This window comes from Halalkalibacter oceani (assembly GCF_040544555.1).
Lineage (GTDB): Bacteria > Bacillota > Bacilli > Bacillales > Bacillaceae_D > Halalkalibacter > Halalkalibacter oceani.
This window is the reverse complement of record NZ_JBEPKD010000013.1, coordinates 58,518-84,153: the sequence shown is the minus strand read 5'-3', so window position 1 is coordinate 84,153 and position 25,636 is coordinate 58,518. Positions and strand designations below refer to the sequence as shown.

The window sequence follows — 25,636 nt, the reverse complement described above, 5'->3', positions numbered from 1 at the left end:
CTTATTTCAGATAGATTTTTTCAAGAATTTCTGCTATTACCCGAACATCATGAAACTCTTCCACAAATCGACGGCTTTTCTGCCCGATTTCATACCGTAATTGCGGATTTCTAAGCAGCTCTTCTAATGTATCGGCGACCTTCTCCGGCGCCGTGCTGACAATCGGAAAATTGCTCGGCAGCTGGGCTCTCACATCGTCACGAATATAGGCGACGACGACTTTTCCAAGCGCCATTGCTTCCACGCTGAGCATCCCGTACGTTCCACACAATACTTGGTCAATGATTATATCCGCCTCGCCATAAGTAGCCAACGCCTGCTCATGGCTCATATTTTCAACAGGCTGATAGCGAAACGGCAGCTGTCTGCCTTTAAGCTGTTCAATGCCCGCCTGAACATAAACAGTCCCTTTAAATTCCCGGCTCGTCGGAGCATGAACGATGAGCGGATTCGTCTGATCAACACGCGGATACCTCGGCACGAAGGAATCGACCTTACAGGCCAGAGGGACAACGTGGACGTTTTTGTAGTAATCCTTAACATAAGGAACCATTTCATAATCTTGAACGATGGCGGTGTCAATGTAAGTCGACAGCCGTTTTAACCGCCGATCAATCTCTTCGTCCGAGTAATAGCTTTTTGGTAACGCGTATGGATTTAGCCTTTTCACAGCCTGATCCGTTCTGACATCATTCCCCCAATGATGCATCACCATTTTTTTGTTTTGCAGCTTTAACGCCGGAAGCTCGAGCCCTTCGACCGAAAACGTATTGCCGTTATGAAAATGAAAGACGTCACTGTTTTTCGCCAGTGGAACCATATGACGTGCAAGCTCGTAGGCATCGGTATGAACGACTGAGTTCTTATAATTAATGTAGGTATGAAACCAATTATATCCATTTACTTCATGTCCTCTTCGCTTCAATTCATCGCATAAAACTCCCATTTGACCTGCTATTTCTGTAGGTGCATGCACAATCCGCATGTGTATTCCTCCTTGAATTCAGTCATATATTCATATTCACAAATGATAAAATCCGTTAACCATCTATGAAAATTTTAGATGCCAACTTATCAATTTATTCTTTCTTCAACATATGCTATAGGGTACATTGACGAAAGGTGGGATTTGATGAATTTTCTTAGTAGTAAAACAACAGGCTTTAACCAGCACATTGCCGTTCTCCCAATCGGGGGGTTTGATGCCACATCCCCTCTTGTCTGGTCCAAGGAAGCCTTGCTCCCGGCTGTCAAATATGTATTGAACGGGGTGGATACGGGAGATTCCTATTTTACCGGATTTGTTTTGACTCCGATTAAAACAGGTGCCAATAAATACCTTCACCCTTTATATACAGGCTTTGGCGAGCTTCCAACGATCCAGGACTGGCAGACATATATGGCATTGTTGTTTTCGGATCAATACAATTTAAAAGCGCTTGAAGAGCTGGCGGTCCGTCCACTTGATATTTGGATCGGTCTTCCTTATCCGATTATCAGTCAAACAAACTTTGGAGTGGTCAATGGAAAATCATTATCCTTTGCCAATCAGGCCGACCGGGAAGAGGCGCTCAAATGGTGGATTACGACCTTCTTGGCAACATGGAACCAGCAAGGCTTCACGAAGCTGAATCTCAAAGGCTTTTATTGGTTAAGAGAATCGCTGATACCCGAAGATGAATCGCCGATCACGAACATTAATCAGTACATTCACACGCTAGGCTACAAGACAATGTGGCTGCCAAATTACGGCGGCTTCGGTGTCACGAACCCATGGAAGGGCGAATCGATGAATTTTGATTTAACCGCCATCAACACAAACTATTACGGCAACACACCGATCACGCACGATTGGATTAATCATTCTTCAAATTTCGCGAAGTTTTATCAAGCAGGCCTCCAGATCAATGTCGGCAAGGGGATTACCTTCAACCAGTATCATCTCTATGATTTTCTCAATCTCGGACTTCCTCATCGAAACAATTACATCGATGATTGTGTGCTCGTGTTTAACTTCCATGACATGAGCATTCAGGAATTCGCCAGAGATCGCAATGCTGATTATCAACAAATTTACCTGTTCATGAAAAAGCTCTACGTCGAGCAAAGCTATCCCGGACGAAGCTATTAAGAACAACGGTTTAAAAATAAAGCAGGAAAGCGGGTTTGCTTTCCTGCTTTATTTGTGCAGCACGGAACCGCCGCCTCCTTTTATGATTGATCGACTTCGCTTTAACGCATCTCAAAAGGGCAAATCAGCCTTTTGAGCTACCTCCTATAAAGTCGGCAGCTGCTTATAAATTTCCTCCAATTGCTTTGTCACAACCGCGCTGCTATGATAGGCTTCCACGTACCTTCGACCCTGCTTTCCGTATGCTTTGCGGACTTCAGGGTACTTAATCAGCAATTCAATTTTGTCATAAAGCGTATCAGGGTTGGCGTTGACGATCGGCGGAATTTCCGGGAAGGTTGGCAGCAGGTCATCCCTGACATACGTTACGACCGGCTTCCCCATCGCCATCGCTTCCACCGAAAAGAGTCCATACGAGCCGCAGAGAATTTGATCGAGAATAATGTCCGCCTTCTGATACATCTGAAGCGCCTTTTCATGATTCAGCTGCTCAATCCTCACATAATTAAATTCATAGCGTTCTTTCAGCTGCTCAATTGCTTTTTCAAAATGGGCCGTCCCTTTAAATAAAGGATTGGTTGGCGCATGAATCAATAGAGGTACTTTATTTTCAGCCTCTTCCACGTATGGGATGTGATCGAGGTTTACGGCGATTGGCAGGACGTGAACGCGCTCATAATAATCCTTAATATAATCGTAAACCTCATAATCCTGAACGATCGCGTCTTTGACGATCGCTGAAATAGCGGTCAGCTTCTTATCCATCACTTCATTTTCGGGAGAATCGCCGGTGTAAACATATTTATTCCGCTCTCTGGCCTGCTCATGAAACCTGACATCATTTCCCCAATGATGCATCACCGCCTTTTTGCGATGCTTTTTCAATTGAGCCAGATCACTGAAATCGTCGACCAATGTCTCCGCATAATGAAAGTGGTAAATATCATAGTCTGTCAAAATGTCTTCCACTTTTTTGGCCAGGTCTTCCTTTTCCAAGTTCAAAAGATTTTCCTCATAGCCTAAATAAGAGTGAAAGGTATTGTAGCAGCGGACATGATGCCCCATCTTCGTTAAATCACCTGCAAAGATTCCCATTTGTCCGGCAATTTCGTTTATACCTTGAAAAATTCTCACCTGCTCTCTACTCCTTTACCCAATGAAATGTTTGAGCGATGCCCTGTTTTAATGAGTACAAAGGCTGCCAGCCGATCGTATTCTGAATATGATCAATTGCCACTACCCTTCGCTGGATCGTATCTACTTTCCGTTTTGGGGCGTAAATAATTGGATAGGTCTCCGCATCATAGCCTGCTTCTTCAATCACGCTCCTGGCAAGGTCCTGAATCGACGTCTCTTTCATCGTACCGACATTAAAAACCTCCCCAACAGCGTTATCACGGGAAGCGGCAAGTAAGAGAGCGTCTAGCGCATCCTCAATATAAGTAAAATCGCGCGTTTGCGTACCATCTCCGTAAATCGTTAACGGTTCGTTAGCCATGATCGCATCAAAAAACTTGGCGACAACACCGCAATAAGGGTTGGAGGCCAGCTGACCAGGTCCGTATACGTTGGAAAGCCGCAAGATCGTCATAGGAAACTGATAAAGCTGATGAAAAACGTGGCAATAATGCTCAGCCGAAAACTTACTCGCGGCGTAAGGCATCGCAATTTTGTGATACTCTTCCACCGTCGGCAAAACGTCTGCATCCCCGTAGACGGAGGCTGTCGAGGTGTAAACGAAACGCTGTAAATGCTGGCAATGCTTGTGGGCGAGATCGAGCAGGGAGTAGCAGCCTAACAAATTGACTTCTAAATCCTGTTCCATGTTTTCCACGGAATGGACAAGATTGCGACAGGCAACGTGAAACAAAATGTCCACGTCGGCTAAATGCGGCGTTACCGCATCTGCATCCGTGATGCTTGCTTCGACAAACGTCACATGATCAGCCACGGGAACAGCCTGCCGATTGCCTGTCGTTAAATCATCAATCACCGTAATCTTTTTCGCCAACGGCATGAGTCGTTTGACTAGTTGCGAACCGATGAAGCCGGCTCCTCCAGTCACAAGCACATGCTTATTTTTCATGATCTGCCTCCCCTTCCTTCATATTTTTGGTGGCAAACGTATGAAGAGGAAGTGATACGGGGCGCTTTTGCCGACTTGATTCATAAAGGGCGAAGATAAGCTCCAGCGCGTTTTCTGCCTCTGTCCCACTTACCGTCAGCTGATCCCGCTTTCCTGCTAACTCGGCAAGAATATGGTTGTACATGCGTAGCTGCTCGCTCCGATCCTCCAAAAGCTGATCAAGCTGTCCGGTCAAGGGTTCCTGCCCTGTTACTTCAAATCGTTCGAGGTGATCAAAGTTCTTCCCGCTGACGACAATCGTCCCTTTTTCACCGAATAGTCGAATAGAATAGCCGAGATTAGCTGGCTGCGTAACCGTATTGGCCTGGATGAGTCCCCGTCCGCCATTGGAAAACTTCACCATGCCAAGGGCGATATCTTCCGTTTCCTTCCGCTGATTGACTTTATGGAGATCACCGTAAATTTCCTTCGCTTCTCCCATATACCAAAGCATTAAGTCGACTAAATGGATTCCTTGATTAACGAGCATCCCACCATCCTGATCCCATGTTCCCCTCCATTTTGCTGCCTGATAATACGAGTCGGAACGCTGAATTTCCATCATCACGACAGCAAGATGAAGACGGCCCAACGCTCCGCGGTCAATTAGCTCCTTTATCGTAAACACTATGGGGCGATGACGCATTTGATGACAAACGAACAAGCTTTTTTCTACTTTTTTCGCTAATTGATTGAGCTCTCGTGATTCATCAAGTGACAGGGCCAGCGGCTTCTCCACAATCGTATGCTTTTTCGCCAGCAAGCAATCTTTCGCGATCGCACTATGGGTGCCGGACGTTGTCGCAATCACAACGAGGTCCACATTAGGATCGGCAAGAAGCACCTGATAGTTTTGATACATCGCAAACCGTGTCGTTACACGGTTTTGCGCGAGCAGCTCTTCATGAACTGCCTTCATTCTCTCCATTGAAATATCGCTGATCGCAGCGATATAGGCATCTGTCAGTTTGCCAATCGTTTCAATATGCTTTTGCGTCATTCTCCCGCAGCCAATCAGGCCGATTCCACGTTTCATGTCCGGCTCCCTCCTTTGCGTTGCTCGAAGGCGAGGATTGCGGCAATGACCTTTTCTTGTTCGGAAGAGGTGAGAAACGGATGCATCGGGATCGCCAAAAGGCGTTCAGATGTTTGCTCGGCAACCGGAAAGTCGCCTTTCTTATAACCGAAACCGGCAAAAACATCCTGTAAATGGAGGGGTAACGGATAATACACGCCGCTAGCAATTTGCTGCTGCGCCAACGTCTCGCTCAGCTCTGCCTGATGCTCGACTTCTATATTATAGAGATGATAAATATGCGTCTGTTCTTTTTCTTCCATAGGAACACCGACCGTTGAATGTTGAAACGCTTTGGCGTACACCGCCGCTTTTTTCCGGCGCTGCTCATTCCAGTGATCGATTTTCTTCAAGGCCACCCGCAAAATCGCGGCATGAATTTCATCAAGACGGCTGTTATAGCCAATTTCATCATGATAATATTTTGCGGTGCTGCCGTGATGACGTAATTTGCGGATTCGTTTGGCCAGATCCTCATCAGCGGTTACGACGAGTCCCCCATCACCAAGCGTTCCGAGGTTTTTCGTCGGGAAAAAGGAGAAACAGCCGATGTCGCCAAATGTTCCGACACGCTTTCCACCAATATCAGCCCCAAAAGCCTGACAGGCATCCTCGATCACATAGAGCTGATGGCGTTTGGCGATCTCGTTGATTTCTTTCATCGCGCAGGGCTTGCCAAACAGGTGAACGGGGATAATCGCTTTCGTTTTTGAGGTGATTTTTTCCTCCAATAAAGCGGGATCGAGATTATAAGTGCCGGCTTCAATATCAGAAAAAACAGGTGTCGCGCCAACCCGGGCAATTGCTTCGGCCGTGGCAAAGAACGTAAAAGGGGTCGTAATGACCTCATCGCCCGGCCCGATCTCCAACGCTCGTAACGCTAAGACAAGAGCATCCGTCCCGTTCGCGACAGCCACCGGATGGGCCACTCCTAAAAAATGGGCTAATTCCTGCTCCAATGCCGCTCCTTCATTTCCTAAAATATAGTGACCACTATCGACAACGCGTTCAAAAGCGTTCATTATTTCCTTTTTAATCGATTGAAACTGTCTATCCAATTGAATAAGAGGTATCATGCTCTTCACTCCAAACTTTGTTCAAAATTCATTCTGCCTTACATATATGTGTAAGCCTTGAATGAAGTCACGGCTCTTTTTTAGATCAATCGCCCGCAAATGAAAAACCACACAGCGGGATTTTTTTAGAAGGGAAGGGAAGGGGCCGTTACGAGGGGGAAGCTGACACCCTTTCCCGATTGCTCCCGAACGATTTTTCCTTACTGTCTTTCATAAAAGAGCGGGATGTCATAAAAGGAAAACGATCTCCTTTTAGGACACCCCTGAGCCCCGTTATGGCTGAATCCGTTTTTTTCCACAGCAGCCCGTTGATTTTTTTTCGATTGCTGCTTTCGGTTTTGGTTTCGGCTTAGGGGAGCGAAATGTCGGCTTTGGAGCTGGTTGCATGCGAAATGTTTTTTTCATAAATGATCCCTCCTGAATCGTTCTTCTACTACTATATGCAGCAGCCTCCTCCTTGCCTGTGTGAAGTTCGGCTTCCATTGATTTGCTGTCCTTTTTTTGAAACATTTCCGTGTCGTTGCACAATTTCGGCAGGGCTTCATACTATACAGTAGTCCGATTACCTACTTCACACTCACCTAATTGAGCTTCATGAACAGGTAAATAAATTTTTTAGGAGGTATAGAAATGAGTCTTAAGAAACACAGTGTCTGCATTAGAGTGCCTAAAGTTTTTGACTGGGTGACTCGTCAGATTGACTTACCGACTATCAGTTTTCGCGAACCGGAGCTGTCTAACTTGTTCTCTTGCACACAAACTCCAACGCCAGCTGTTGATTTATGTACATTCCTAGCAAACTTCCCTAATTTCAGCAGCCAATGCCGCGTGCTGGAGGACTCGCTTTTCACTCAGGAAGTGTTCCAATCCGGTGGCCGAAGTGAAGTGGAAGTGTCATTAGGTGACGGGAATGACATTACTCTTGAAAAGGTCAAAGTATTAGCGAAAGGATTGCTTGAAGTTGATATTTTAGATCAAAACGGCAATGTGATTTGTACGTCTGATCCAATTGAGTTCGCGACAATCCAAACATTCTATTTATGCGCTCCGGAAGGAACAGTCGTTGAATCATTTATTTCTCACGGCGAGTGCGACTCTGAAATTGTCTGCACAGGAACATTCGATCAGTTGGATATTTCCTTAACCTTCTGCTTAGATGTTCATGTGATCGCTGACGTCAAATTGGAAGTGGAAGCTGCTTACTGCAAACCGCGCAAAGAGCTTCCTGTAGCCGACGTCATCTGCAAAACAGACAAATTCCCTCCACAATGCCCGCTCGTCTTTCCAGGAAAACACTAAAGAAAAGCCTGACAGACTCTCCGAAATAGCAGGTGGAGCCACTGCAACATGAGAAACTCAGCTGGAAACAGATCGCTTCCGGCTGAGAGACAGTGCGCGATGAAGCCCTCTTCGAGGATGTTTCAAAAGGAAATAACCCCCTTTTGAGACATCCTCTTATTTTTTGATTCTTCTTCACCGCTTGCCTTCATACATATTTATAAGCTGGATGAGAGGAGGAGCATTATGGATTCACGATTATCAACGAAAAAAGATGATTCCACGATACAGCTGCAACAAAAATTAATTCATTATCGCTCTGAGCTGAAGAAATATTACCGTGTTATTGAGAAGCATCAAAAAAAGATTGCTGACCAGGCGGCGATGATTGCTTCATTAGAAGAACAGCTACAGGAGGATCAGCCCGGGCAGGCGCTACCGGAAGGAGCAGAACCGTTTTCCTGCTACTTTATTTATTCATTGCTTGTTCCTTCGCGGGTCGAGCATAATGAGGAACCTGTTATCATCAAAGGAAGCTTCCTGATTAAAAATCATGGAATGGAGCCGTTATCAAGCCCTGTCATTTGCCTTGCTTTCAGTCAGCCTTCTCTTGCCAATATTTCAGGTAAAATCACCCATCCGCGGAAGCGGCAGCTCGATGAATTCATCGTCGAGGATGAACAGCTCTACGGGGAATGGCAGTACCTTGAAGGGCACAGCCATAAAAAGATGAAAGACAGTGGCGAAATCTGGCTGAGACCGCTTCACCTACAGCAAATCGACAGTGGGGAAACGGTTCGTTTTTCCGATTTCGAAATCGCGCTCCCTCTGACAACCGAATACAAAAACATGTCGGTAAAAGGCTTTATTTACGGAGCTGAAATTCCTGAAGGGCAGGCTGCTCTGAACCAGATCAGCGTTGCGCTCACATGATGACCGCCAACAGGCATGTGCTGGTGCTGCGCTCAGGCTATGGCAAGGTGTATCGGTATTTTGAAGACTCGATCGTTTCCGCGCTTCACAACCTTGCCCTCAGCAGCAGCCTCGCACCGGCCCATCCGCTGAACACCGAAGCACTCATTGAATCATGCCGGCAGGAAAAGCCGGATCTCGTCCTGACGCTGCTCGGCTACCAGCTGGATGTCCGTTTTTTTGAATGGCTTCAGAAAAACGAGATCCCCCTTGCTGTCTGGCTGACGGAGGATCCTTATATGATCGACCGATCCTTGCAGGTTTTGCCCTATGCCAAAAAAGCCTTTACGATTGACCGCCAGGCGCTGAGCTACTACCGGAAGCTCGGCTTCACTGATACAGCCTTTCTCCCTTTGGCGACGAATCCGGATGTGTACAAACGAGGAAAACAGCTTGATGAGCTGGCCTCCTCCATTTGCCTCGTCGGCTACCCTTATCAGGCGCGGGTCGACTTAATTCGTTTTCTTGCAGACCATCTCCCCCTTCCAATCACGGTCGTCGGCGAATGGAAGGATATTTCCTTGCCTTCGCATGTCAACGTCGTCTCAAGATGGGTTACTCCGCAAGACGTTGCTCTATTTTACACAAGCAGCCGGATCGTCCTGAACACATACCGCTCGGACAGCGATCCGGCAAATGATAATTCAACCGGAGTCAAAGGCACGAGCCTGAACAATCGTACATTTGAAATCGCCAGCTGTCGCGCTCTCCAGCTCACGGAATACCGTACTGAGCTTCATGATTTTTTTTCCGTCGATGAAATCCCGTCCTTCCGAACAAAAGAGGAATTGCCGGATAAGATTAAGCAGCTGCTCGCCAATCCCACCGACGCCGAGCAGGCCGCCAACAAGAGCTACCTTGCCGTCACCCGCCATCATACGTTTGAGAATCGCCTCGCCAAACTGCTAAGCTATTTTCCCGCGTGAACGAGGAGGACTGTGTCAAAAGGTAGAAACACAACCTTTTGACAAGCCCTTTTTTTCAGCTGTCACCGGGCCGACCACTTTTTTTGCAATCGCCTTGCCGCCAGGCGCACCTCATCAGGCTGACTGAGAAGCTCCGCTATTTTCTGATAGAGCGCTTCGGCGTGGAACGGGGCAACGGTCCAGCCTCCGTCCGTTTCCTGGACGGCTTCGGCCTGGGCACCGAGTTCAAAGCAGAGCACTGGATAGCCGCTATTTAACGCTTCGCGGGTCGTATAAGAGAACGTTTCTGGACAGATTGATGGGATCAGGACGAGGTCGATTTGATCGGCAGCAAGGAGGACCGGCAGCTGGTCACGTTGAAATTCCCCGCGCTGAATAAAAACGGGACTTGCTTTCTTCGCCAGGAGATGATCGGCGTTGCCATAGAGAAACAGCTTTACCGGCAATTTTCGCCGATCGAGCTTGCCGATCAGCTCCAGCACCTGCTTCGAGCCTTTATGGACCGCCATATGGCCGGCAATCCCGATCCGCAGCTCCCGTGATCGTTTCGATTCTCCATTTGGCGGCGGCTGACGATAAACAGGATGGGGCTGAACGACATAATCCAACTCGGGAAAATAGCCTTGCATCACTTGCTTTGCTGACTGACTGGGAACGATGATGCGCCGTGCTTTTTGCAAAAGCTCAAGCTGCCATCGCCTCCATTCTTCAATTGAACCCGCGCGCCCGACCATCTCCTCCATCAGCCGCCGTCCGATTCCTGTCCTGCTGCAGTGGCGGCATATTCGTACCTCTTTCTCCTGTCCGCAATAGTGTCCTTTTGGCGTAATAAAGAAAAGCTGGGGGCAGGCGGCGAGATAATCGTGAATGTGGATGTCATATGGCACCGGAAAAAGCTCCAAAAATGAAAGCAGCCGCTCAAGCGGAAATCCCCAAACGTGGTCAATCATCACGGCATCGAGTGGAGTCGATGTTAGTTGTTGGACAAAGGCGGGGCTGTCCAGCGCTGTCAGCGGCCACTCGCTTTCAGTCTCCGCTTCACAGAGAATCAGTCTTTGCTCGCGGACAAAGAGGATGAGCAGCTCGGCATTATGTTCGACTGCCCACTGCTGACGAAACAGCCTCACCCCGCCGCCGCCATGATGAGTCAGGACGAGCACCCGCTTTGCCTTCATCGATGCTTCGTCTCCCAATCAAATGAAATGAGAGGATCATCATAGGCAAGACGATATTCATCAGGCCGCTCCACCTGATACGCCTTCGTCGTCAAATACATCATGACGACCGGGGTTTCACCGAGCACCCGGTAGCCGTGAGCCACTCCGGCGGGAATCGTCAAAATGAGCGGATTGTCCTCTCCCATGTAGCACACCTGCGTTTCCCCGTTCGTCGGCGATTCCTCGCGCAAATCATAGAGCACAACCTCGGCATTTCCCGCCACAAAAAACCAAACATCATCCTGCTCTTTATGATAATGAAACGCTTTGATCACCCCGGGATACGATTTTGAAAGCGACCATTGTCCGAATTGTGACAGCAGGTCTTCATCATTGCGGACAAGCTCCGCGAAAAAACCGCGATCATCACAATGCTTCGTAATCTGCTTCAGCTTCACTCCGGTAATCATCGTCTTTGCCTCCTTTCCTGCAAATAGCGAATAAGCGTCGGCTTCCAATGAGCCGGCTCCGGCAGTCCGGCAGCCGGCAACTGATCCAATCCTAAGATGGTGCGCGGTGGACGAACGGCGACTCCAGGCTGCCTAACAGTTTTGACCGGCTCGACCGTAATCTGATCCAGCTGCAACGATTCCATGATCACCTTCGCCATTTCATAGCGGCTGCAGCTCCCTCTATTCGTCACATGAAACACACGGCCACGCGCTCCGCCTTTGAATAAACGCAAACAATAGCTAACTACATCCTCAACATAGGTAGGGGAGCCGATTTGATCATCGACGACCGAGATGGTGCGCTGCAAAGCGGCCCGCGCTACAATTTTTTCGATAAAGTCGTTTTCATGACCGCCATATAGCCAGGCGGTGCGGACAATCAAGGCGCGCGGATGGGCCTGCAACGTCAGCTGCTCGCCAATCCATTTGCTCGCTCCATAAACAGATAGCGGAGAGGGGGGACTGTCCGGTTCATACGGCGTTGAGGAATAAGCGGAAAAGACATAATCGCTGCTGATGGAAATTACATCAGCCTTTACCTGGGCGGCGGAGCGGGCGACATGAAAAGAGCCATGACTGTTAATGCGAAAGGCGCGTTCCGGCTCGCGCTCACATTGATCAACGTCCGTCAGCGCGGCGCAATGAATGACGAGAGTCGGCTGTACTTTTTCCAGCACGGCGCGCACCTCTGCTTCTCTCGTCACGTCAAGCTGCTCTTTTCCACAGACTACGACATCCGCTTTGTTCTTCAGCCGCTGATAAAAGGCTCTCCCCAGCTGCCCCATCCCCCCCGTAATGAGCACCTTCATCGAAACGCCCCTTTTCTCCATTGATTCCGGTACCATAAAGCCGTATCCTCAAGTCCTTGTTCAAACGACGTGACAGGCTGCCAGCCGAGCTGCTTTTTGAGCTTTTCCGAGGATAGCGCATATCGTCTGTCATGACCCTTCCGATCCTCGACAAATGAGATCAGCTTTTCATTTTTACCGAGCAGATGCAAAATACGTTTCACTGTTTCAAGATTTGTATATTCACGCGTACCGCCAATGTGATAGATGTCGCCTGGTACTCCTTTTTTCATAATATTGACAATCGCCATGCAATGATCCCGAACATGCAGCCATTGTCTGCGGTGCGCGCCATCACCGTAAAGCGGAATCGTTTTATTTTCCAACGCATGCACAATCACTTTCGGAATCAGCTTTTCAGCATGCTGATAGCGCCCGTAATTGTTGGCGGCACGCATAATAATGACCGGGAGGGAAAAGGTCTGGACGTACGAATGGATCAAAAGGTCGGCTCCTGCTTTACTGGCGGCATACGGATTGCCCGGTCGGAGAAGCGCCTCTTCCGTTAGCGGCTCCGTCGTCGATTCGAGCGAACCGTAAACTTCATCTGTCGACATATGAAGCAGCAATCCGCACCGTCCCTGCCTCACTTGCTCAAGCAGATGATACGTCCCGATCATATTCGTATCCAAAAACGGTTTCGCCTTCGCGATGCTCCGGTCAACATGGGTTTCCGCCGCCAGATGAACAACGACATCATAGGACCTCTGAAAAAGCTGCTCCACCTCCGCTTGCTTTGTCACATCCCCTTCAATGAACTGAACCCGCGGCTCCTCTTTCAGCTTCTCCAACTCCCTGCGATTCGCCGCATACGTAAGTGAATCAAAGATCGTCACGTCCCCGTCATTCATTTCCAGCAGGTAATAAACAAGATTCAAACCGATAAATCCTGCTCCGCCTGTAATAAGGATTGATCGTCGCATGCTTATCCCCCTTAATAACCACCTAACCACTCATTTGCCAGCTGATAGGATTGATGCGTTCCGGCATCAATCCACCACCCTTTCAGCCTGCGCCATTCCAGTTCTCCTTTTTTGAGGTAACGAATGAGAACATCGGTAATTTCCAGCTCATTTCGTGCAGAGGGTGCAATGGCATCAATATGACGAAAAACAGTCGCATCAAAACAGTAAATTCCCGTCACCGCCCATTGCTTTCCTTTTAAATCAGGCTTTTCCTGCAGAGAGACGAGCTCATTTTCTGCTGAAAATGTCGCAATCGCAAATTGCTTTGGAGTGACTGTCGGCGAAAGCAAAATTTGCGCAGGTTGATCCGATTGTAGATAGACGGCGAGATAATCGGTTAAATCGTCTTCAAATAAATTATCACCAAGCAGTACGACGAACTTCTCTCCGTTCGCAAAATCCTCAGTGAGTGCCAGGGCGGCGGCAATCCCATTTGGAGCGGACTGCTCAATAAACTGATAAACAGGGTAGAGATGTTCAAACGGCTGGAGTGCTTCAGTGAACATCGCTCTTTCCCCGCAATTAATGACAATGGCGGCTTCTGTTACTTCGGCTTCTTTCATTTTCACAAGCGCCCAATGGATCATCGGCTTACCGTGAACATGGAGTAAATGTTTATTGACGGACTTTGTTAACGGATAGAGCCTTTTCCCCCTTCCTCCTGCTAAAATAATCCCCTTCATATCATCACCCCTTAGTTATTCACCGACTGATTTAACCCACGCTTCCAACATCGCTGCCAGTGCTGCCAGCGCGAGGATGACGAGGACCGGGTGAAAAACAACAGGATAGAGCGTTACCCCTGCATATAAAAATAGAGCACACCAGACCCCCATACACCAATAGCAGCTTAAAAGCATGCCAATAAAGCGCTGGATGCCTCTCCCTTTAGGTTCGATAAACGTCACCGTTTCCCCGTTTTCCTGTTTTTCTTCAACGAGGGTCTGAAACGGTTTGCGGATGAATTCACAAATCGTATCAAAGACGAGCAAATGAGTGAGGCGAAAAACCGCTAAAGCAAGAATCAAAAACTCAAATGGCGTCAGGCTCATTGCGCCCACTTCCTCTTTTTACCGGCGTTACTATTACGTTATGCAAAAAGCTGCTTGTATCAATCCACTTTTCCCGGCTAGACAAACACCTTTTTTTTCTTTGTACATAGGCTACTAGCATGAAAAAGGAAAAGGAGTAGATTGAGATGAATGAGCATTATCCTTACCCTCATCAGCCGATGCGCCAGCAACCGTCTGTCCAGTTCCTCCCTCCGAATGTCGTCGGCAATTACGTCAACCAGTGGATTACGACTTCCATTTCCGGCTATGGTCAGGTCGTTGCCTACATTACTGATTTCAACCGGCAAAATGGGATGGTTTCGATGTTTTTGTATCAGCCCCCTTACTATCAGCCGCAGTTCCTGCAGGTCAGCCATGTCGATCTCGTCGGCATCGCTCCTTACTACGGCCCGATCCCGCCAAGACCGGGCATACCACCAGGTGGAGGCGGTGGATGGCACCCTGGCGGAGGCCAGGGAGGCGGATGGCCTCCTGGTGGAGGCCAAGGTGGCGGACATCATCCTGGCGGCGGGCAAGGCGGCGGCTTTTGGCCATGGTTATTCCAGCAAACGTTCGGTTCAGGTCAGCAGCAAGGATAAAGTTGCGGCACAGAAGCAGTGATAGCCTGCTTGTTTACAAAATAAACAAAAAATCTCCATTGCTCATCTAAAAGATGGGACAATGGAGATTTCATTTTCTAAACCTTATTCAGTTGTATCACCATTAGTATACATAAGCCTCCAGCATAAGCTGCATCACTTTCGCCACTTCCGCGCGTGTCACATCTCCCTTAGGATCGAAGACATTTCCCGGCTTGCCGTCAAGAATATCGGCTTTCTGCAAGAGCTGAATCGCATCCGCCGCCCAGGCAGCTATCTGTGCATCGTCTTCAAATCCTTCGTAGCTATTTTGTGTTCCAGCTTGAATCCGGGCATGCTCCATAAAGCGTACGACCATTGTCGCCATCTCCTCGCGCGTCACTTCGCGATTCGGGGCGAACTGACTGTTGCCGGTTCCATTGACGATGCCATGCTCGCTGGCGTAAGCAATATACGGTGCATAATAAGCCTCCGCATTCACATCGGTGAATCCGCCAGATCCTGCATTACTTTCTTCTACGCCAAGCAGTCGGCCAAGTACGGTCGCAAGCATTCCTCTCGTCATCGAACCGTTTGGCGCGAATTCATTCTCCGATACACCTACGAACATTTCCCTTGCCGTCACAAAGTTGACGTGCTCATCCGACCAATGTCCAGGCGTGTCCGTGAAGGATTTCTCATTGTTTCCGACCGTGAACGTCCCTGAGCCATCGGCGATGAACACGATTTGTCCGTCCACAACTCTCGATAGCGGCACGATTACTTGGCCTTCGTCCGTCACTTTGTAAACAACAAGACCGTTAGCGGCTTCCTGCTCATAAGGAACCGACACCGTCACTTTACCGGTAAAATCAGCTACTTCCTCATCGTCCGACAACAGCTTCACCGTTCTCACCGGCTGGCCATTGACCTGTGCACCTTGTCCAATTTCAATGCTTAGATCGCGCCCCGCAAGCTGAGCGATCGTCTCCGCATCAATCGTCATGTCGCCAAGTGCGGTTTGTACAACAACTGAATGACCATCCTGAACGATTTGATTGAGAGAGTTTGTATCTAGGCTAAGGTGAATATTTTCCGTCTCCGGTGAAGCTTCTACCTTGATCGCGACAGCTTCTCCTTCACGTTCTACTGTCACCTCGTCCACTTCATTCTGGTCAAACCCTACCTCTACTCCAAAATCGTTCTCTTCCTCATTCCCTGGCTCTGATCCGTCACCAGGCTCCTGATCAGCTGGCGGTGGGGTTGATCCTCCACCACCTCCTCCTGATGATGGCGGACGTGATGATCCACCGCCTCCACTTCCACCACCAGAACCTCCACCTTGGTCTTGGTCCTTATCCTTATCTTCATCTTCATCCTTTGGCGGTGTAGGATTATCATAAAGATTCAACGGCATCGTAAACTGGTTTCTCTCACGATAGAAAAGGTCATATTTGACCGAGTACCAATTGACCTCCACGTCATTGCTGCCTTCCTTGAACGTCATCATCATGATCATGCCAAGATCTCTAGGTTCCATGTATTGGGAGTCCGCCAGCACATTCTGCACAACATTGCCATTCACGCCGATGTCTTCTCTTACGACGATATCGGGATAACCAATATGGCCGGACAGAGCGAGCACGATATTGTCATGCTTGCTGACGAACTCTTCCCAGATTTCAGGGCCGTCCATGGCATCACTAAAATAGTGCCTGTTAGAGTGATGATGATCCGTGCTAATAAACTCTCCGTTATGGTACATATACGTATGTGTTGTTACAATGACTCGCTTGTCCGGATTCTCCGCCACGACTTCGTTGGCCCACTCCAACACTTCGGCAGTTGGCGCGAATTCAAGTGAAATAACCATATATTCCACGTCGCCAAGCTCGTAGAAATGATAGGTGTTCTCCATCTTGCCTTCTACCATCGCTCCGCCAAAGGTCGGCTCTTCTGAATATTTGCTGTAAGGGAAATTATTATTGAAATTTGTGTAATCCCGATTCAACCCGTTCCGAACGACGTCATGATTGCCCGTCGCCAAAACATAAGGAATGACACCATCCAGATAAGAGTAGGATTCAGCAGCAACCTCCCATTCCGTTATGCTGTTTGGGGTATCGACAATATCGCCAACGCTGATCGCCAAATCGATATTCAGCTCTTCCGCATTATCTCTCATCCAGGCAAAATAGTTTCTCATCCCCTCAGGAAACTGACGCGCCATATATTGTGTATCCGGAAGAACGGCGATTCTGTAGTCGCCATCAGGAAAATCTGCCGGCTGCCACGTAAAAGCCCCTGGATCAAAAACAATCGCATCATTTTGCTGCGCCGAGTTGTCCGGATAGAGGTCGTCAACCTTCTCATCCAGCTTCCAGTTGCCGATTAGTCCGTCCTCATTTCCAGTCAAAAACGTATTGTAATTCTGCTGGATCTCTTCTGGCGTCCGCACCGTTGACCAGACGCGAACATCGGCGATTTCCCCTCCGAACGCCATTGTAGGTGTCCCGTCGTCTTCATACCGGTAGTCAGAGCCGATCTTCAGACCGAGAGTACCTGCTTTGGACGGCAGCAACTCCGGCATCTCTTCATCATTACGAAGCGCTGCTGTATGCTCCTGCTTACCGTTAATATAAGTCGTTGCAGTGTTCTCTTTGTCATCTAGCACTATCGCGACATGAACCCAATCGCCCCGATTGATGCTGACACCGTTGGCAATATAGTTCAAGGTATTGTCCTTAATGCCTTTCCAATAAAGTCTCGGCGTGCTGTTGTTGTAAACTTCGAAGCTAAATTCCGGGATATCATCGTAAGAACCGCCCCAGTAGTTTCCGAGAATAACGCCGACTCGTTGGCTGCCCGGCGTATTGACTGGTACGTTCAGCCATGCCTCAACCGTTCGAGGCCCTTCCTCCATGATGTCTGTAGCTAAGTCCATACGTCCATCGGCAAAATCAATACCGGTTCCTGTAAACTCGCCTTGATATGGCGCCTCATATCCTTTCGCCACACCGTTGATATTGCCCGCTTTGTCATGAACGATAGGCTGTTCCTCGGTCAGGTCTACTTTATCCAGCTCCCAGAGATGCAGCAAGCCCGCTTCATCGCCCTGAAGCTCAGTATCTCTATTCTCTGTTAGCTCATCAAGAGTACGCACCTCGCTCCACAAGCGTACTTCTTTAACCTCAGCGCTCATATGCAGGCCATTCCTTGGATCCGTGCCGATGCTGTGAAGATGATTCAAATCAAACTGTGCAGGTAAATCCGTGGCAAACGCTTCATGCACAATTTTGCCGTTCAAAATGAAAGTCACTGTGTCCTTCTCTGCATCCCGGATCCAAGCGAGGTGAACCCATTCGTCAGTCGGAACAACGGCATCCGTCCGCATGTTTCTTGTTTCATTGGATACCTCGTAATAACGTAATGTGTTGTCAGACCAAAGTTCGATGCTAAAGGATGGATTGGAAGCAGCGGAATAATTACCAAACAATATTTGGCGTTCATTCCGGTCTGGCTCAAATTTCGCGATCATCTCAAACGTTGCCGGGACATTTTCCAACGGTTGCTCAAGTTCTACAGAGTTTTGCCTGTTCGGGTCAAACACCAGCCCTTTCAAACTTTCTGATTCTTCGGCTAAGACGGTAGTCAGGCTGAAGCTTTGCACAATTAACGTTACTAACACCATCCACGTCACGATCCACCTTTTTTTGAACATGCTTTGTTCCTCTCCTTTTTTAGAATCTGCTATCTATGTGCAACAGGGTCTGTCAGCTTGCTGCGCGTTGTGACAGGAGAAAAAAAGCGGCTTTCTCCTCTGCGCAGTAGGTCAAAGCAAATTCAATGTTCATTCAATTCTGTCGATTGGAGATGCAAATATAGCTGAACTTCCTCGACTTTCGCCGGCAATCTGTCGAGTATGCCGCGCCATTATTGCTCTCTTTTGGCTTTGGTGAACAGCAGAATTTTTCGACCTCCCTACTGAATGACCCATGGGATAGTAAGTCAGAGATTCATATCCCTTGTTCAACCCGAATATATTAAAAACAGTATTTTAACGCAATTGTTTTTGCGTTTTTTTGCAATATCTTAACATCACTTCATATAAAAAAAGGAATAATAGTGTATTAACCCTTAATATTATAAAAATTCCAATTTTTCCGTACGGAACATTACAAATAACAATTGAAATGAAATATAAAATTAACAGCCTCTTCAACAAAGTTAATCTTTCTTTCACAGCAAAAAAGCATTCGACCCTGTGGAGTGGTGTCGAATGCTTTACATGGCTACTCGTTTTTTAAAGGATATAAAATCAACATTATCTATGTACAATCTTTACCCCTGCTTTGTTATATGCGGCGATTGTCTCTTCGTTTACCGAGGAATCGGTAATGATCATATCAATGCCCTCCAGTGGGCATACGTTGAGGTATGATACTTTTTCGAACTTGCTGGAGTCAGCAGCGATAATTGTTTGTCGTGCATTTTCCATCATTGCCCGTATAATATCAATCTCATGAATGCGGAAGTCGGTCAGTCCTTTGCTTAGCGAAATCGCGTTGATGGAAATAAACGCCTGATCAATATTGTAGTTTCCAATGTCCTCCTCACACTTCTTACCATAAAGCGCGTATTCCTCCTGATCGAGAATCCCTCCTGGAACGATGATGGTAAATCCGGGTTTATGAGAGAAGTGTTCGATAATGCGCAGGCCATTGGAAATGATCGTCAACCGCTCGAAGCTCTCCGCCAGCTTCTTCGCGATTTCCATTGTCGTCGTGCCGGCGTTCAGCGCAATCGCTTGCCCCTCCGAGACATATTCACAGGCCAGCTCAGCAAGCTCCATTTTTTTCTCTTTATTTTTGCTTTCCCGATACGAGAATACATTTTGATCGCCCCGATTCTCGGGTAAAATGGCGCCGCCGTGCACACGTTTCAACAGCTTTTTCGTTTCCATATTTTCCAAGTCACGCCTTACCGTATCGATTGATACATTGAGCACATGAACAAGTTCCGTTACTTTGACGGAGTCGTTTTGTTTTAGTAGGTTCAGTATTTTTTTATAGCGCTCTTCCTGCAACATCCTAACCGCTCCTAACTTCGAATATCATTTGCGACAATCTCAGTATAGCGGCGAAAGTTCTGCTGCTCAAGGTAGTTTTCTGTTTTTTCTCTTATTTTGCGACTTTCCCCGTGCATTTTCGTGGTTCCCCAAAAATCAGGCTTTCATTTCTGGCAAAATAACAGCTTTCCACGAAGAAAGAGGCTGGAGCAAAAGGTAAAAAAACAACCTTTTATTCCAGCCTTTCTTGTTAGGATAATGACAAAATATTGTAGCCGCTATCGACATGGAGCATTTCCCCGGTCATGCCGCGCGACAGGTCACTCATTAGAAATAATGCCGTATCGCCGACTTCTTCCTGCGTTGTCGTCCGGCGCAGCGGCGCGCGCTCTTCAATTTCCTTCAAGACATCATTGAAGCCGCCGATTCCTTTTGCGGCTAGAGTGCGGATTGGGCCTGCTGAGATCATATTGACGCGGATATTATCCTTCCCAAGATCATTGGCCAAATATTTTACGCTTGCATCAAGCGACGCTTTGGCGACGCCCATAACATTGTAGTTACGGACAACCCGTTCTCCTCCCAAGTAAGTGAGAGTAACGACGCTGCCTCCTTCCGTCATGAGCGGGCGCGCTGCCTTGACAACAGCCGTCAACGAATACGCACTGATGTTATGAGCTAGCAAAAACCCTTCCCGCGTCGTATTCAAATACTCACCTTCAAGTTCCTCTTTATTGGCAAAGGCGATGCAATGGGCGAGACCATGAATGACGCCCACTTCCTCTTTGATTTGCGCAAACGTTTTCTCGATTTCCTCATCGTTTGTCACATCACACGGTAAAATCAGGTGATCTTCCCGTTCCAGTGTCTCAACAAGGTCGCGGACATTTTTCTCGAGGCGTTCTCCGGCAAAAGTAAAGATGAGGCGCGCGCCGGCATTCGCCAATGATTGTGCAATTCCCCAGGCAATACTGCGCTTATTCGCGACACCCATCACCACATATGTACGATCAGCTAAAGATAGTTGAATCATTTGTTTTCCCCCATTGCGAGTTGTTATTAATACCAAGTACTAAGAATTATATCATATCTTTTTGTTCTATAGATAGGTTCGACACTAACTGATTGATTCCTTTGAGTAAAACAGCCGTTATTCATAGCGACAGCTGAAAAAATACGATTTTCACTTTTTCAGCAGCTTCACTGGCCTCTTATTCATATGACTTTTTCCCCAAGACAGTCCGCGGCACCGCTGTTCCTCTTGTTCCCCGCAAATCAACCGGCTCCGGTTCCGGCGGATAGAACATAATAAAGCTTTCGGGTCCGGAATGGGCGAGTGTTCTCGGTAGGCTTTCCAGCTGTGGATGCCAGGCGACCGTCCCTCTGCGGGCGCTGAACACGACGACGATGTCATCGCGGCGGAGCAACGGCATATATGTCTCGTGCCATTCATTCCATGAGCTCAACTGCTGCCAGGACACCTGAACATTTGGCCTGACTTCCTGAAAGCTTTCTTCATAGCTAGCGATTGAATCTTTCATAACAAAGCAGGCGATCGTCGCTCCGACCTGGTTCGCGATTTGCTTAGCATGGCGCACCGCTTCATAATACCCAGGCTTATGATCAAAGCCTGACGGAATCAGAATGACGATCCTTCTTGTCGTATTTAAGGAGTGACCCAGCTTTGCCACCATAATCATCTGCGTGGAACGTTCAAGTAAATTATCAAGAATGCCGCCGAATATTTTTTGCGGCGTTGACAGTTTACCGTTCCAGCCAATTACCGCTGTCGTAATCCGTGATTCCTCAAGCGCCCTCATCATCCCGCGGGTGACATTGGAATCCGCTCTCGTCAGCATGTGAACCGGCACCTCCGCACCCGACGCATACGCAACCGCATTTTCGAGCAGCTTCTCAGCCTGAGCGAGGCGGGCCTGCGCTTCTCCCCTGCCCGCCTCGGCCACGGCAAGCACATAGAGCGGCTGTGGGGACGGTCCGCGAACGATAAAAGCCAAATCGAGCAGCGAGGCCATCGTTTGTGGGTTGGCCACCGGAACGATGACCCGTTCCGGCGCGGTATTCGGCTCATATGGCCGCTGTTCTTCCTTGACGGCAATGATGCGCGAAAATTTTTCAACCGTATAAGGCCCGATCATACACGTAATTAAAATCATCACAATGACACCATTAACCGTCGCCTGATCAAACAAGCCAAGGTCAAACCCGACAAGAGTCGCTGCCAGCGTCGCCGCAGCCTGCGGGATCGACAGGCCGAAGATCAGCTTAATTTCCTCCGTCGAATAATGAAAGATCTTTCCTGAAACCCAGGCCGCCAGAAACTTTCCGGTAATGACGAGGACGACAACGATCGCTGCCATGATCCAGGCGGACGGATCGTTAAACAAAATCCGCAAATCCATCAGCATCCCGACTGAGAGCAAAAAGAACGGAATAAAGATCGAATTACCGATAAACTTAATTCGGTTCATCAGCGTCCCCTGTTCCAAAATAAAGCGATTGAGCGCCAGTCCGGCGAGAAAGGCTCCGATAATCGGTTCAAGCCCGATCACGGTTGCAAAAAAAGCCGCCACAAACAGCATCGTCATCACAAAAATGTACTCCAATGACCCTTCACTGGCAAACGTCCGGAAAAAGAAGGTCGCAACAAGCGGAATGACAATAAAAATAGCCGCTACATATAAGCCGAGTGAGACGATCAGCACAAACCAAAAATTTGCCGTCAGCTCCCCTTGTGTAGCGCCAGCAACGACAGCCAGCACAAGTAAGGCTAACGTATCTGTCATGATCGTCCCACCGACTGCTGTAGTAACGGCCTTGTTTTTCGAAATCCCAAGCCGACTGGCGATCGGATAAGCAAGCAACGTATGTGAACCAAGCAAAGAACCTAATAATATCGCGGCACCAAGCGTATAACCATATAGATAAGTCGCAATCAGACCAAGAAGAAAAGGAATGGTGAATGATAAAGTACCAAATACTAAGCTCCGTGTACGATACTTCTTAAAACCGTCCAGATCAATTTCCAAACCGGCAATAAAAATGATATACAGCAGGCCGACTGTGCCTAACAAAATAATGGTCGGATCGCGATCAAGCAAACCGAAGCCATTTGGGCCGATGGCCACTCCCGATAAAATCAAACCTATAATGCCGGGGATTCTCAGCTTTTCCATCAAAAGGGGAGCTAATAAGAAAATCACCATCGAAATGGCAAAAATTAATACAGGATCCGTAACCGGTTGAGAAAGCAAGCACATTCACACCCTTACCATTATTTCTGATAGTTTTTTCTATCTTAAGAAATTGTTTGATCTGCTGTCAACCGTCAACCCCTTTGGAAACCCTTTCATCATTAGCTTTTTTTCATGAACAAGGTAGTTGTCTAAAACGTAGCGAATCGCTATGATGAAACTGACGAAGGAAGGTGCTGGAAATGAAACTGGATGTCATTGGCGATATTCACGGCTGTTATGAGGAATTGTCTTCACTACTTAAAACATTAGGCTATGATGCCGCGAACGGCTTCGCTCATCCAGATGGGCGGAAGCTTGCTTTTGTCGGGGATTTAACGGACCGGGGCCCCGATTCCGTTACTGTCATAACGACCGTCGGTCAGCTCGTGAGCGCAGGCCAGGCATTTTATGTACCAGGCAATCACTGTGATAAACTGTATCGTTATTTTCTAGGGCGCAACGTTCAAATCCGGCACGGGCTGGAAACAACCGTCGCCGAACTGAAGGCTCTCTCTAAAAAGGAATACAAGAAAGTGCGCGATCAATTTATGACATTGGTGGAGAGCGCGCCGCTCTATCACGTCCTCGATCACGGAAATGTCGTCATCGCTCATGCCGGCATTCGCGCTGAAGATATTGGCCGGACGAGCAAGCGTGTTAAATCGTTTGTCCTTTACGGCGATGTAACAGGAGAAACACATCCCGACGGCACGCCGGTCAGACGCGATTGGGCGATCAATCATCAGGACGGGCCGTGGATTATTTACGGTCATACTCCGGTAAGAGAGCCCCGCTTTCTCGGCCGGACGGTCAATATTGATACGGGCTGTGTCTTCGGCGGGCATCTCTCCGCCCTGCGCTATCCGGAAATGACTGTATGCCAGGTGCCTTCGACGATGCCTTTTGTCGAAGAAAAATTCCGCAGCTTTGACTAGCCGAGCAGCGTCTTCATATCACCGGGAAGCGGCTGCTCAAACACAAGAATCTCCTCCGTAAATGGATGCTCCACCTCCAGCCGGTAGCAATGGAGCGCCTGCCGCTTTATCTGCTCAACCGGGCCTCCGTACAGGTCATCGCCGAGCAGCGGATGTCCTACATGAGAAAAATGAACGCGAATTTGATGTGTTCTTCCCGTTTCGAGCGCGATCTTGACAAAGGTCGCATGCTCCAAATAAGCCTCAACTTCATAATGGGTAATCGCCCGCTGGCCACGCGCGTCAACTTGACGGGTGATAATGCTGTCATCCTGTCTGGCGATGGGAAGCTCAATCGTCCCCCGCTCCTCGCTCAGCTTACCGGCGACAATCGCCAGATAGCGTCGTTTTAGCCGCCCCTGCTGCTGCAATTTGGAGAGCCGGTCGTGGGCAAAACGATGCTTGGCAACGACAAGCAAGCCGGATGTGTCTTTATCAAGCCGGTTAACAGCATGGAACGTCGCCGGGATGGCTTTTTCCTGATAATAACCGAGTACGGCATTAGCGAGCGAATGCCTCGGGTGTTCGCGTGAAGGAATGGTCGCCATCCCGGCCGGCTTATTCAGCACGAGCAGATGACTGTCTTCATAAACGATTTTCAGCTCAAGCTTCTCCGGCTGCATCGACGGGCTAACTTCCTCCGGCGGCAGTTCAACAGTGACGCGATCTCCTTCATAGACGGTAGCCCTGACGGTTGCTTCGCGTCCATTAAGCAAAATCCGCCCTCCATTAAATTTAATATCAGCCAACGTCCGCTTCGACAGCTGGCACCCCTCTCGTAAAAAAAGCCGAAGCAACTGCTGATCACAGTCGCTTCCGACAATCCAGTCCACCTTTGCTGTATACTTATTCACGGATAAACGACTCCTTCACCCGCTTCCAGAAAGGAAACGGACGGAATCTGGCGAAACGGACCTTCTCCTCGGCAACACGGCATTGCAACGATTTGATCCGCTGATATTTAAAAGAATAATGATCGATCGTCACTTGAATATCGACATCGTTTAATGGCTTCAGCAAACAGGTATGGTGCTGCGGCAGAACGAGCGGCGAGCCGATCGTCCGATAGACGCGGTTATTTATCGAGGCCATTTCCGCGATTTGAATCGAAGCAAGCGACGGATGAAGAATCGCCCCGCCAAGCGCTTTATTATACGCGGTGCTTCCGGAAGGAGTCGAAATGCATAACCCGTCGCCGCGAAACACTTCAAATGTATCTCCCTTAATTTCGACAGTACTGACCAGTGAGCCTTCGATGCTCTTGATCGTGCATTCATTGAGCGCCAGATGACGCTCGGCTTTAAGGTCGCCCTCATGGCGGACAATTACTTCCAGCAAAGGATATTCCACGATCTGATAAGGGGTTTTGGCAATATGAATCACAAGCTTTTCGACTTCATCCGGCACCCAGTCCGCATAAAAACCGAGATGCCCCGTATGTATCCCGACAAAAGCCGTATTCTCCAGCCGGTCGCTGTAATCATGAAAAGCCTGTAAAAGCGTGCCGTCGCCTCCTACCGTAATCACCATTTCAGGAGCCTGTTCATCATACTTTAAGCCGAAGTCTAATAAATAGCGTTTAATTCGTTGTTGCAATGTGTTTGAGACATCGTCTCCTCTGGACGTCACTGTAAATTTCATCACA

At 48.3% G+C, this 25,636-nt stretch carries 24 protein-coding genes; 6 read left to right on the top strand and 18 right to left on the bottom strand.

The annotated features are described in order from the left end of the window. Window position 1 precedes the first annotated feature (1 nt). The gene (locus ABMB67_RS14535; RefSeq protein WP_251224300.1) at window positions 2–985 is read right to left on the bottom strand and encodes a glycosyltransferase family protein; all 984 of its coding nucleotides are present in this window, start codon (window positions 983–985) and stop codon (window positions 2–4) included. A 147-nt stretch (window positions 986–1,132) separates the two neighbouring features. Between ABMB67_RS14535 and ABMB67_RS14530 the strand changes: the two genes are divergently transcribed. Next, complete coding sequence (locus ABMB67_RS14530) at window positions 1,133–2,131, top strand: DUF4855 domain-containing protein (protein ID WP_251194588.1); 999 nt, start codon at window positions 1,133–1,135, stop codon at window positions 2,129–2,131. Window positions 2,132–2,275: 144 nt separating this feature from the next. Here the strand turns inward: ABMB67_RS14530 and ABMB67_RS14525 are convergent, their stop codons facing one another. The 5 genes from ABMB67_RS14525 to ABMB67_RS14505 form a co-directional block, all read right to left on the bottom strand. Beyond that, the gene (locus tag ABMB67_RS14525; RefSeq protein ID WP_251224301.1) at window positions 2,276–3,265 is read right to left on the bottom strand and encodes a glycosyltransferase family 4 protein; all 990 of its coding nucleotides are present in this window, start codon (window positions 3,263–3,265) and stop codon (window positions 2,276–2,278) included. Between the two features lie 7 nt (window positions 3,266–3,272). Next, complete coding sequence (locus ABMB67_RS14520) at window positions 3,273–4,217, bottom strand: NAD-dependent epimerase/dehydratase family protein (protein WP_354572496.1); 945 nt, start codon at window positions 4,215–4,217, stop codon at window positions 3,273–3,275. Next, entirely contained in the window at window positions 4,207–5,292 is a 1,086-nt protein-coding gene (locus tag ABMB67_RS14515) for a Gfo/Idh/MocA family protein (RefSeq protein ID WP_354572495.1), read from the bottom strand. The genes ABMB67_RS14520 and ABMB67_RS14515 overlap by 11 nt, the downstream gene beginning before the upstream one ends. Next, the gene (locus ABMB67_RS14510) at window positions 5,289–6,407 is read right to left on the bottom strand and encodes a DegT/DnrJ/EryC1/StrS family aminotransferase (RefSeq protein WP_354572494.1); all 1,119 of its coding nucleotides are present in this window, start codon (window positions 6,405–6,407) and stop codon (window positions 5,289–5,291) included. The genes ABMB67_RS14515 and ABMB67_RS14510 overlap by 4 nt, the downstream gene beginning before the upstream one ends. A 273-nt stretch (window positions 6,408–6,680) precedes the next feature. After that, window positions 6,681–6,812, bottom strand: coding sequence for a hypothetical protein (locus tag ABMB67_RS14505; RefSeq protein ID WP_285890544.1), 132 nt, complete (start codon window positions 6,810–6,812; stop codon window positions 6,681–6,683). A gap of 225 nt (window positions 6,813–7,037) precedes the next feature. Between ABMB67_RS14505 and ABMB67_RS14500 the strand changes: the two genes are divergently transcribed. From ABMB67_RS14500 to ABMB67_RS14490, 3 genes are all read left to right on the top strand, one after another. Next, entirely contained in the window at window positions 7,038–7,706 is a 669-nt protein-coding gene (locus tag ABMB67_RS14500) for a BMQ_0737 family morphogenetic spore coat protein (RefSeq protein ID WP_251224305.1), read from the top strand. A gap of 225 nt (window positions 7,707–7,931) precedes the next feature. Next, window positions 7,932–8,618, top strand: coding sequence for a hypothetical protein (locus ABMB67_RS14495; RefSeq protein ID WP_251224306.1), 687 nt, complete (start codon window positions 7,932–7,934; stop codon window positions 8,616–8,618). Next, the gene (locus ABMB67_RS14490) at window positions 8,615–9,583 is read left to right on the top strand and encodes a CgeB family protein (protein WP_251224307.1); all 969 of its coding nucleotides are present in this window, start codon (window positions 8,615–8,617) and stop codon (window positions 9,581–9,583) included. Before ABMB67_RS14495 ends, ABMB67_RS14490 begins: the two co-directional genes overlap by 4 nt. 62 nt (window positions 9,584–9,645) lie before the next feature. On the opposite strand, the gene ABMB67_RS14485 is transcribed toward ABMB67_RS14490, so the two are convergent. The 6 genes from ABMB67_RS14485 to ABMB67_RS14460 are packed head-to-tail and all read right to left on the bottom strand — an operon-like array spanning window position 9,646 to window position 14,117. Beyond that, complete coding sequence (locus ABMB67_RS14485) at window positions 9,646–10,758, bottom strand: glycosyltransferase (RefSeq protein ID WP_354572493.1); 1,113 nt, start codon at window positions 10,756–10,758, stop codon at window positions 9,646–9,648. After that, complete coding sequence (locus ABMB67_RS14480) at window positions 10,755–11,210, bottom strand: dTDP-4-dehydrorhamnose 3,5-epimerase family protein (protein ID WP_251224309.1); 456 nt, start codon at window positions 11,208–11,210, stop codon at window positions 10,755–10,757. The genes ABMB67_RS14485 and ABMB67_RS14480 overlap by 4 nt, the downstream gene beginning before the upstream one ends. Continuing rightward, the gene (gene rfbD / locus ABMB67_RS14475; protein ID WP_354572492.1) at window positions 11,207–12,061 is read right to left on the bottom strand and encodes a dTDP-4-dehydrorhamnose reductase; all 855 of its coding nucleotides are present in this window, start codon (window positions 12,059–12,061) and stop codon (window positions 11,207–11,209) included. Before rfbD ends, ABMB67_RS14480 begins: the two co-directional genes overlap by 4 nt. After that, a complete protein-coding gene (gene rfbB / locus ABMB67_RS14470; RefSeq protein ID WP_251224311.1) occupies window positions 12,058–13,023 on the bottom strand; it encodes a dTDP-glucose 4,6-dehydratase in 966 nt (321 codons plus the stop codon). Before rfbB ends, rfbD begins: the two co-directional genes overlap by 4 nt. Window positions 13,024–13,034: 11 nt before the next feature. Next, window positions 13,035–13,748 (bottom strand): sugar phosphate nucleotidyltransferase, encoded by a 714-nt coding sequence (locus tag ABMB67_RS14465; RefSeq protein ID WP_251224312.1) that lies wholly within the window; start codon window positions 13,746–13,748, stop codon window positions 13,035–13,037. Window positions 13,749–13,763: 15 nt separating this feature from the next. Next, window positions 13,764–14,117, bottom strand: coding sequence for a DUF1360 domain-containing protein (locus ABMB67_RS14460; RefSeq protein ID WP_251224313.1), 354 nt, complete (start codon window positions 14,115–14,117; stop codon window positions 13,764–13,766). A 146-nt stretch (window positions 14,118–14,263) separates the two neighbouring features. On the opposite strand from ABMB67_RS14460, the gene ABMB67_RS14455 reads away from it, so the two are divergent. Next, window positions 14,264–14,716: a hypothetical protein gene (locus ABMB67_RS14455; protein ID WP_251224314.1), complete on the top strand. Its 453-nt coding sequence runs from the start codon at window positions 14,264–14,266 to the stop codon at window positions 14,714–14,716. A 124-nt stretch (window positions 14,717–14,840) separates the two neighbouring features. Here ABMB67_RS14455 and ABMB67_RS14450 read toward each other — a convergent pair whose 3' ends face one another. From ABMB67_RS14450 to ABMB67_RS14435, 4 genes are all read right to left on the bottom strand, one after another. After that, window positions 14,841–18,416, bottom strand: coding sequence for a LamG-like jellyroll fold domain-containing protein (locus ABMB67_RS14450; protein WP_354572491.1), 3,576 nt, complete (start codon window positions 18,414–18,416; stop codon window positions 14,841–14,843). A gap of 603 nt (window positions 18,417–19,019) precedes the next feature. Next, window positions 19,020–19,784: a DeoR/GlpR family DNA-binding transcription regulator gene (locus ABMB67_RS14445; RefSeq protein ID WP_354572490.1), complete on the bottom strand. Its 765-nt coding sequence runs from the start codon at window positions 19,782–19,784 to the stop codon at window positions 19,020–19,022. A gap of 229 nt (window positions 19,785–20,013) precedes the next feature. Beyond that, window positions 20,014–20,793, bottom strand: a complete 780-nt coding sequence (fabI, locus tag ABMB67_RS14440) for an enoyl-ACP reductase FabI (protein ID WP_251224338.1) — start codon at window positions 20,791–20,793, stop codon at window positions 20,014–20,016. A 181-nt stretch (window positions 20,794–20,974) separates the two neighbouring features. After that, window positions 20,975–23,035, bottom strand: a complete 2,061-nt coding sequence (locus tag ABMB67_RS14435; RefSeq protein WP_354572489.1) for a cation:proton antiporter — start codon at window positions 23,033–23,035, stop codon at window positions 20,975–20,977. Window positions 23,036–23,217: 182 nt separating this feature from the next. On the opposite strand from ABMB67_RS14435, the gene prpE reads away from it, so the two are divergent. After that, window positions 23,218–23,952: a bis(5'-nucleosyl)-tetraphosphatase PrpE gene (gene prpE / locus ABMB67_RS14430; RefSeq protein ID WP_354572488.1), complete on the top strand. Its 735-nt coding sequence runs from the start codon at window positions 23,218–23,220 to the stop codon at window positions 23,950–23,952. On the opposite strand, the gene ABMB67_RS14425 is transcribed toward prpE, so the two are convergent. Next, the gene (locus tag ABMB67_RS14425; RefSeq protein WP_354572487.1) at window positions 23,949–24,845 is read right to left on the bottom strand and encodes an RluA family pseudouridine synthase; all 897 of its coding nucleotides are present in this window, start codon (window positions 24,843–24,845) and stop codon (window positions 23,949–23,951) included. The two genes, prpE and ABMB67_RS14425, sit on opposite strands and share 4 nt — an antisense overlap. Then, window positions 24,838–25,632 (bottom strand): NAD kinase, encoded by a 795-nt coding sequence (locus ABMB67_RS14420; RefSeq protein WP_354572486.1) that lies wholly within the window; start codon window positions 25,630–25,632, stop codon window positions 24,838–24,840. The genes ABMB67_RS14425 and ABMB67_RS14420 overlap by 8 nt, the downstream gene beginning before the upstream one ends. Between the last annotated feature and the right edge of the window lie 4 nt (window positions 25,633–25,636).

Bases quoted from the DNA above. Each gene is read 5' to 3' on its own strand.
- ABMB67_RS14455 (WP_251224314.1), top strand. From the start codon at position 14,264: ATGAATGAGCATTATCCTTACCCTCATCAGCCGATGCGCCAGCAACCG.
- ABMB67_RS14465 (WP_251224312.1), bottom strand. From the start codon at position 13,748: ATGAAGGGGATTATTTTAGCAGGAGGAAGGGGGAAAAGGCTCTATCCG.
- rfbD (WP_354572492.1), bottom strand. From the start codon at position 12,061: ATGAAGGTGCTCATTACGGGGGGGATGGGGCAGCTGGGGAGAGCCTTT.
- ABMB67_RS14500 (WP_251224305.1), top strand. From the start codon at position 7,038: ATGAGTCTTAAGAAACACAGTGTCTGCATTAGAGTGCCTAAAGTTTTT.
- ABMB67_RS14520 (WP_354572496.1), bottom strand. From the start codon at position 4,217: ATGAAAAATAAGCATGTGCTTGTGACTGGAGGAGCCGGCTTCATCGGT.
- ABMB67_RS14505 (WP_285890544.1), bottom strand. From the start codon at position 6,812: ATGAAAAAAACATTTCGCATGCAACCAGCTCCAAAGCCGACATTTCGC.
- ABMB67_RS14515 (WP_354572495.1), bottom strand. From the start codon at position 5,292: ATGAAACGTGGAATCGGCCTGATTGGCTGCGGGAGAATGACGCAAAAG.
- ABMB67_RS14460 (WP_251224313.1), bottom strand. From the start codon at position 14,117: ATGAGCCTGACGCCATTTGAGTTTTTGATTCTTGCTTTAGCGGTTTTT.
- ABMB67_RS14510 (WP_354572494.1), bottom strand. From the start codon at position 6,407: ATGATACCTCTTATTCAATTGGATAGACAGTTTCAATCGATTAAAAAG.
- rfbB (WP_251224311.1), bottom strand. From the start codon at position 13,023: ATGCGACGATCAATCCTTATTACAGGCGGAGCAGGATTTATCGGTTTG.
- ABMB67_RS14445 (WP_354572490.1), bottom strand. From the start codon at position 19,784: ATGTTGCAGGAAGAGCGCTATAAAAAAATACTGAACCTACTAAAACAA.
- ABMB67_RS14420 (WP_354572486.1), bottom strand. From the start codon at position 25,632: ATGAAATTTACAGTGACGTCCAGAGGAGACGATGTCTCAAACACATTG.
- ABMB67_RS14480 (WP_251224309.1), bottom strand. From the start codon at position 11,210: ATGATTACCGGAGTGAAGCTGAAGCAGATTACGAAGCATTGTGATGAT.
- ABMB67_RS14495 (WP_251224306.1), top strand. From the start codon at position 7,932: ATGGATTCACGATTATCAACGAAAAAAGATGATTCCACGATACAGCTG.
- ABMB67_RS14490 (WP_251224307.1), top strand. From the start codon at position 8,615: ATGATGACCGCCAACAGGCATGTGCTGGTGCTGCGCTCAGGCTATGGC.
- prpE (WP_354572488.1), top strand. From the start codon at position 23,218: ATGAAACTGGATGTCATTGGCGATATTCACGGCTGTTATGAGGAATTG.
- ABMB67_RS14450 (WP_354572491.1), bottom strand. From the start codon at position 18,416: ATGTTCAAAAAAAGGTGGATCGTGACGTGGATGGTGTTAGTAACGTTA.
- ABMB67_RS14530 (WP_251194588.1), top strand. From the start codon at position 1,133: ATGAATTTTCTTAGTAGTAAAACAACAGGCTTTAACCAGCACATTGCC.
- ABMB67_RS14485 (WP_354572493.1), bottom strand. From the start codon at position 10,758: ATGAAGGCAAAGCGGGTGCTCGTCCTGACTCATCATGGCGGCGGCGGG.
- ABMB67_RS14535 (WP_251224300.1), bottom strand. From the start codon at position 985: ATGCGGATTGTGCATGCACCTACAGAAATAGCAGGTCAAATGGGAGTT.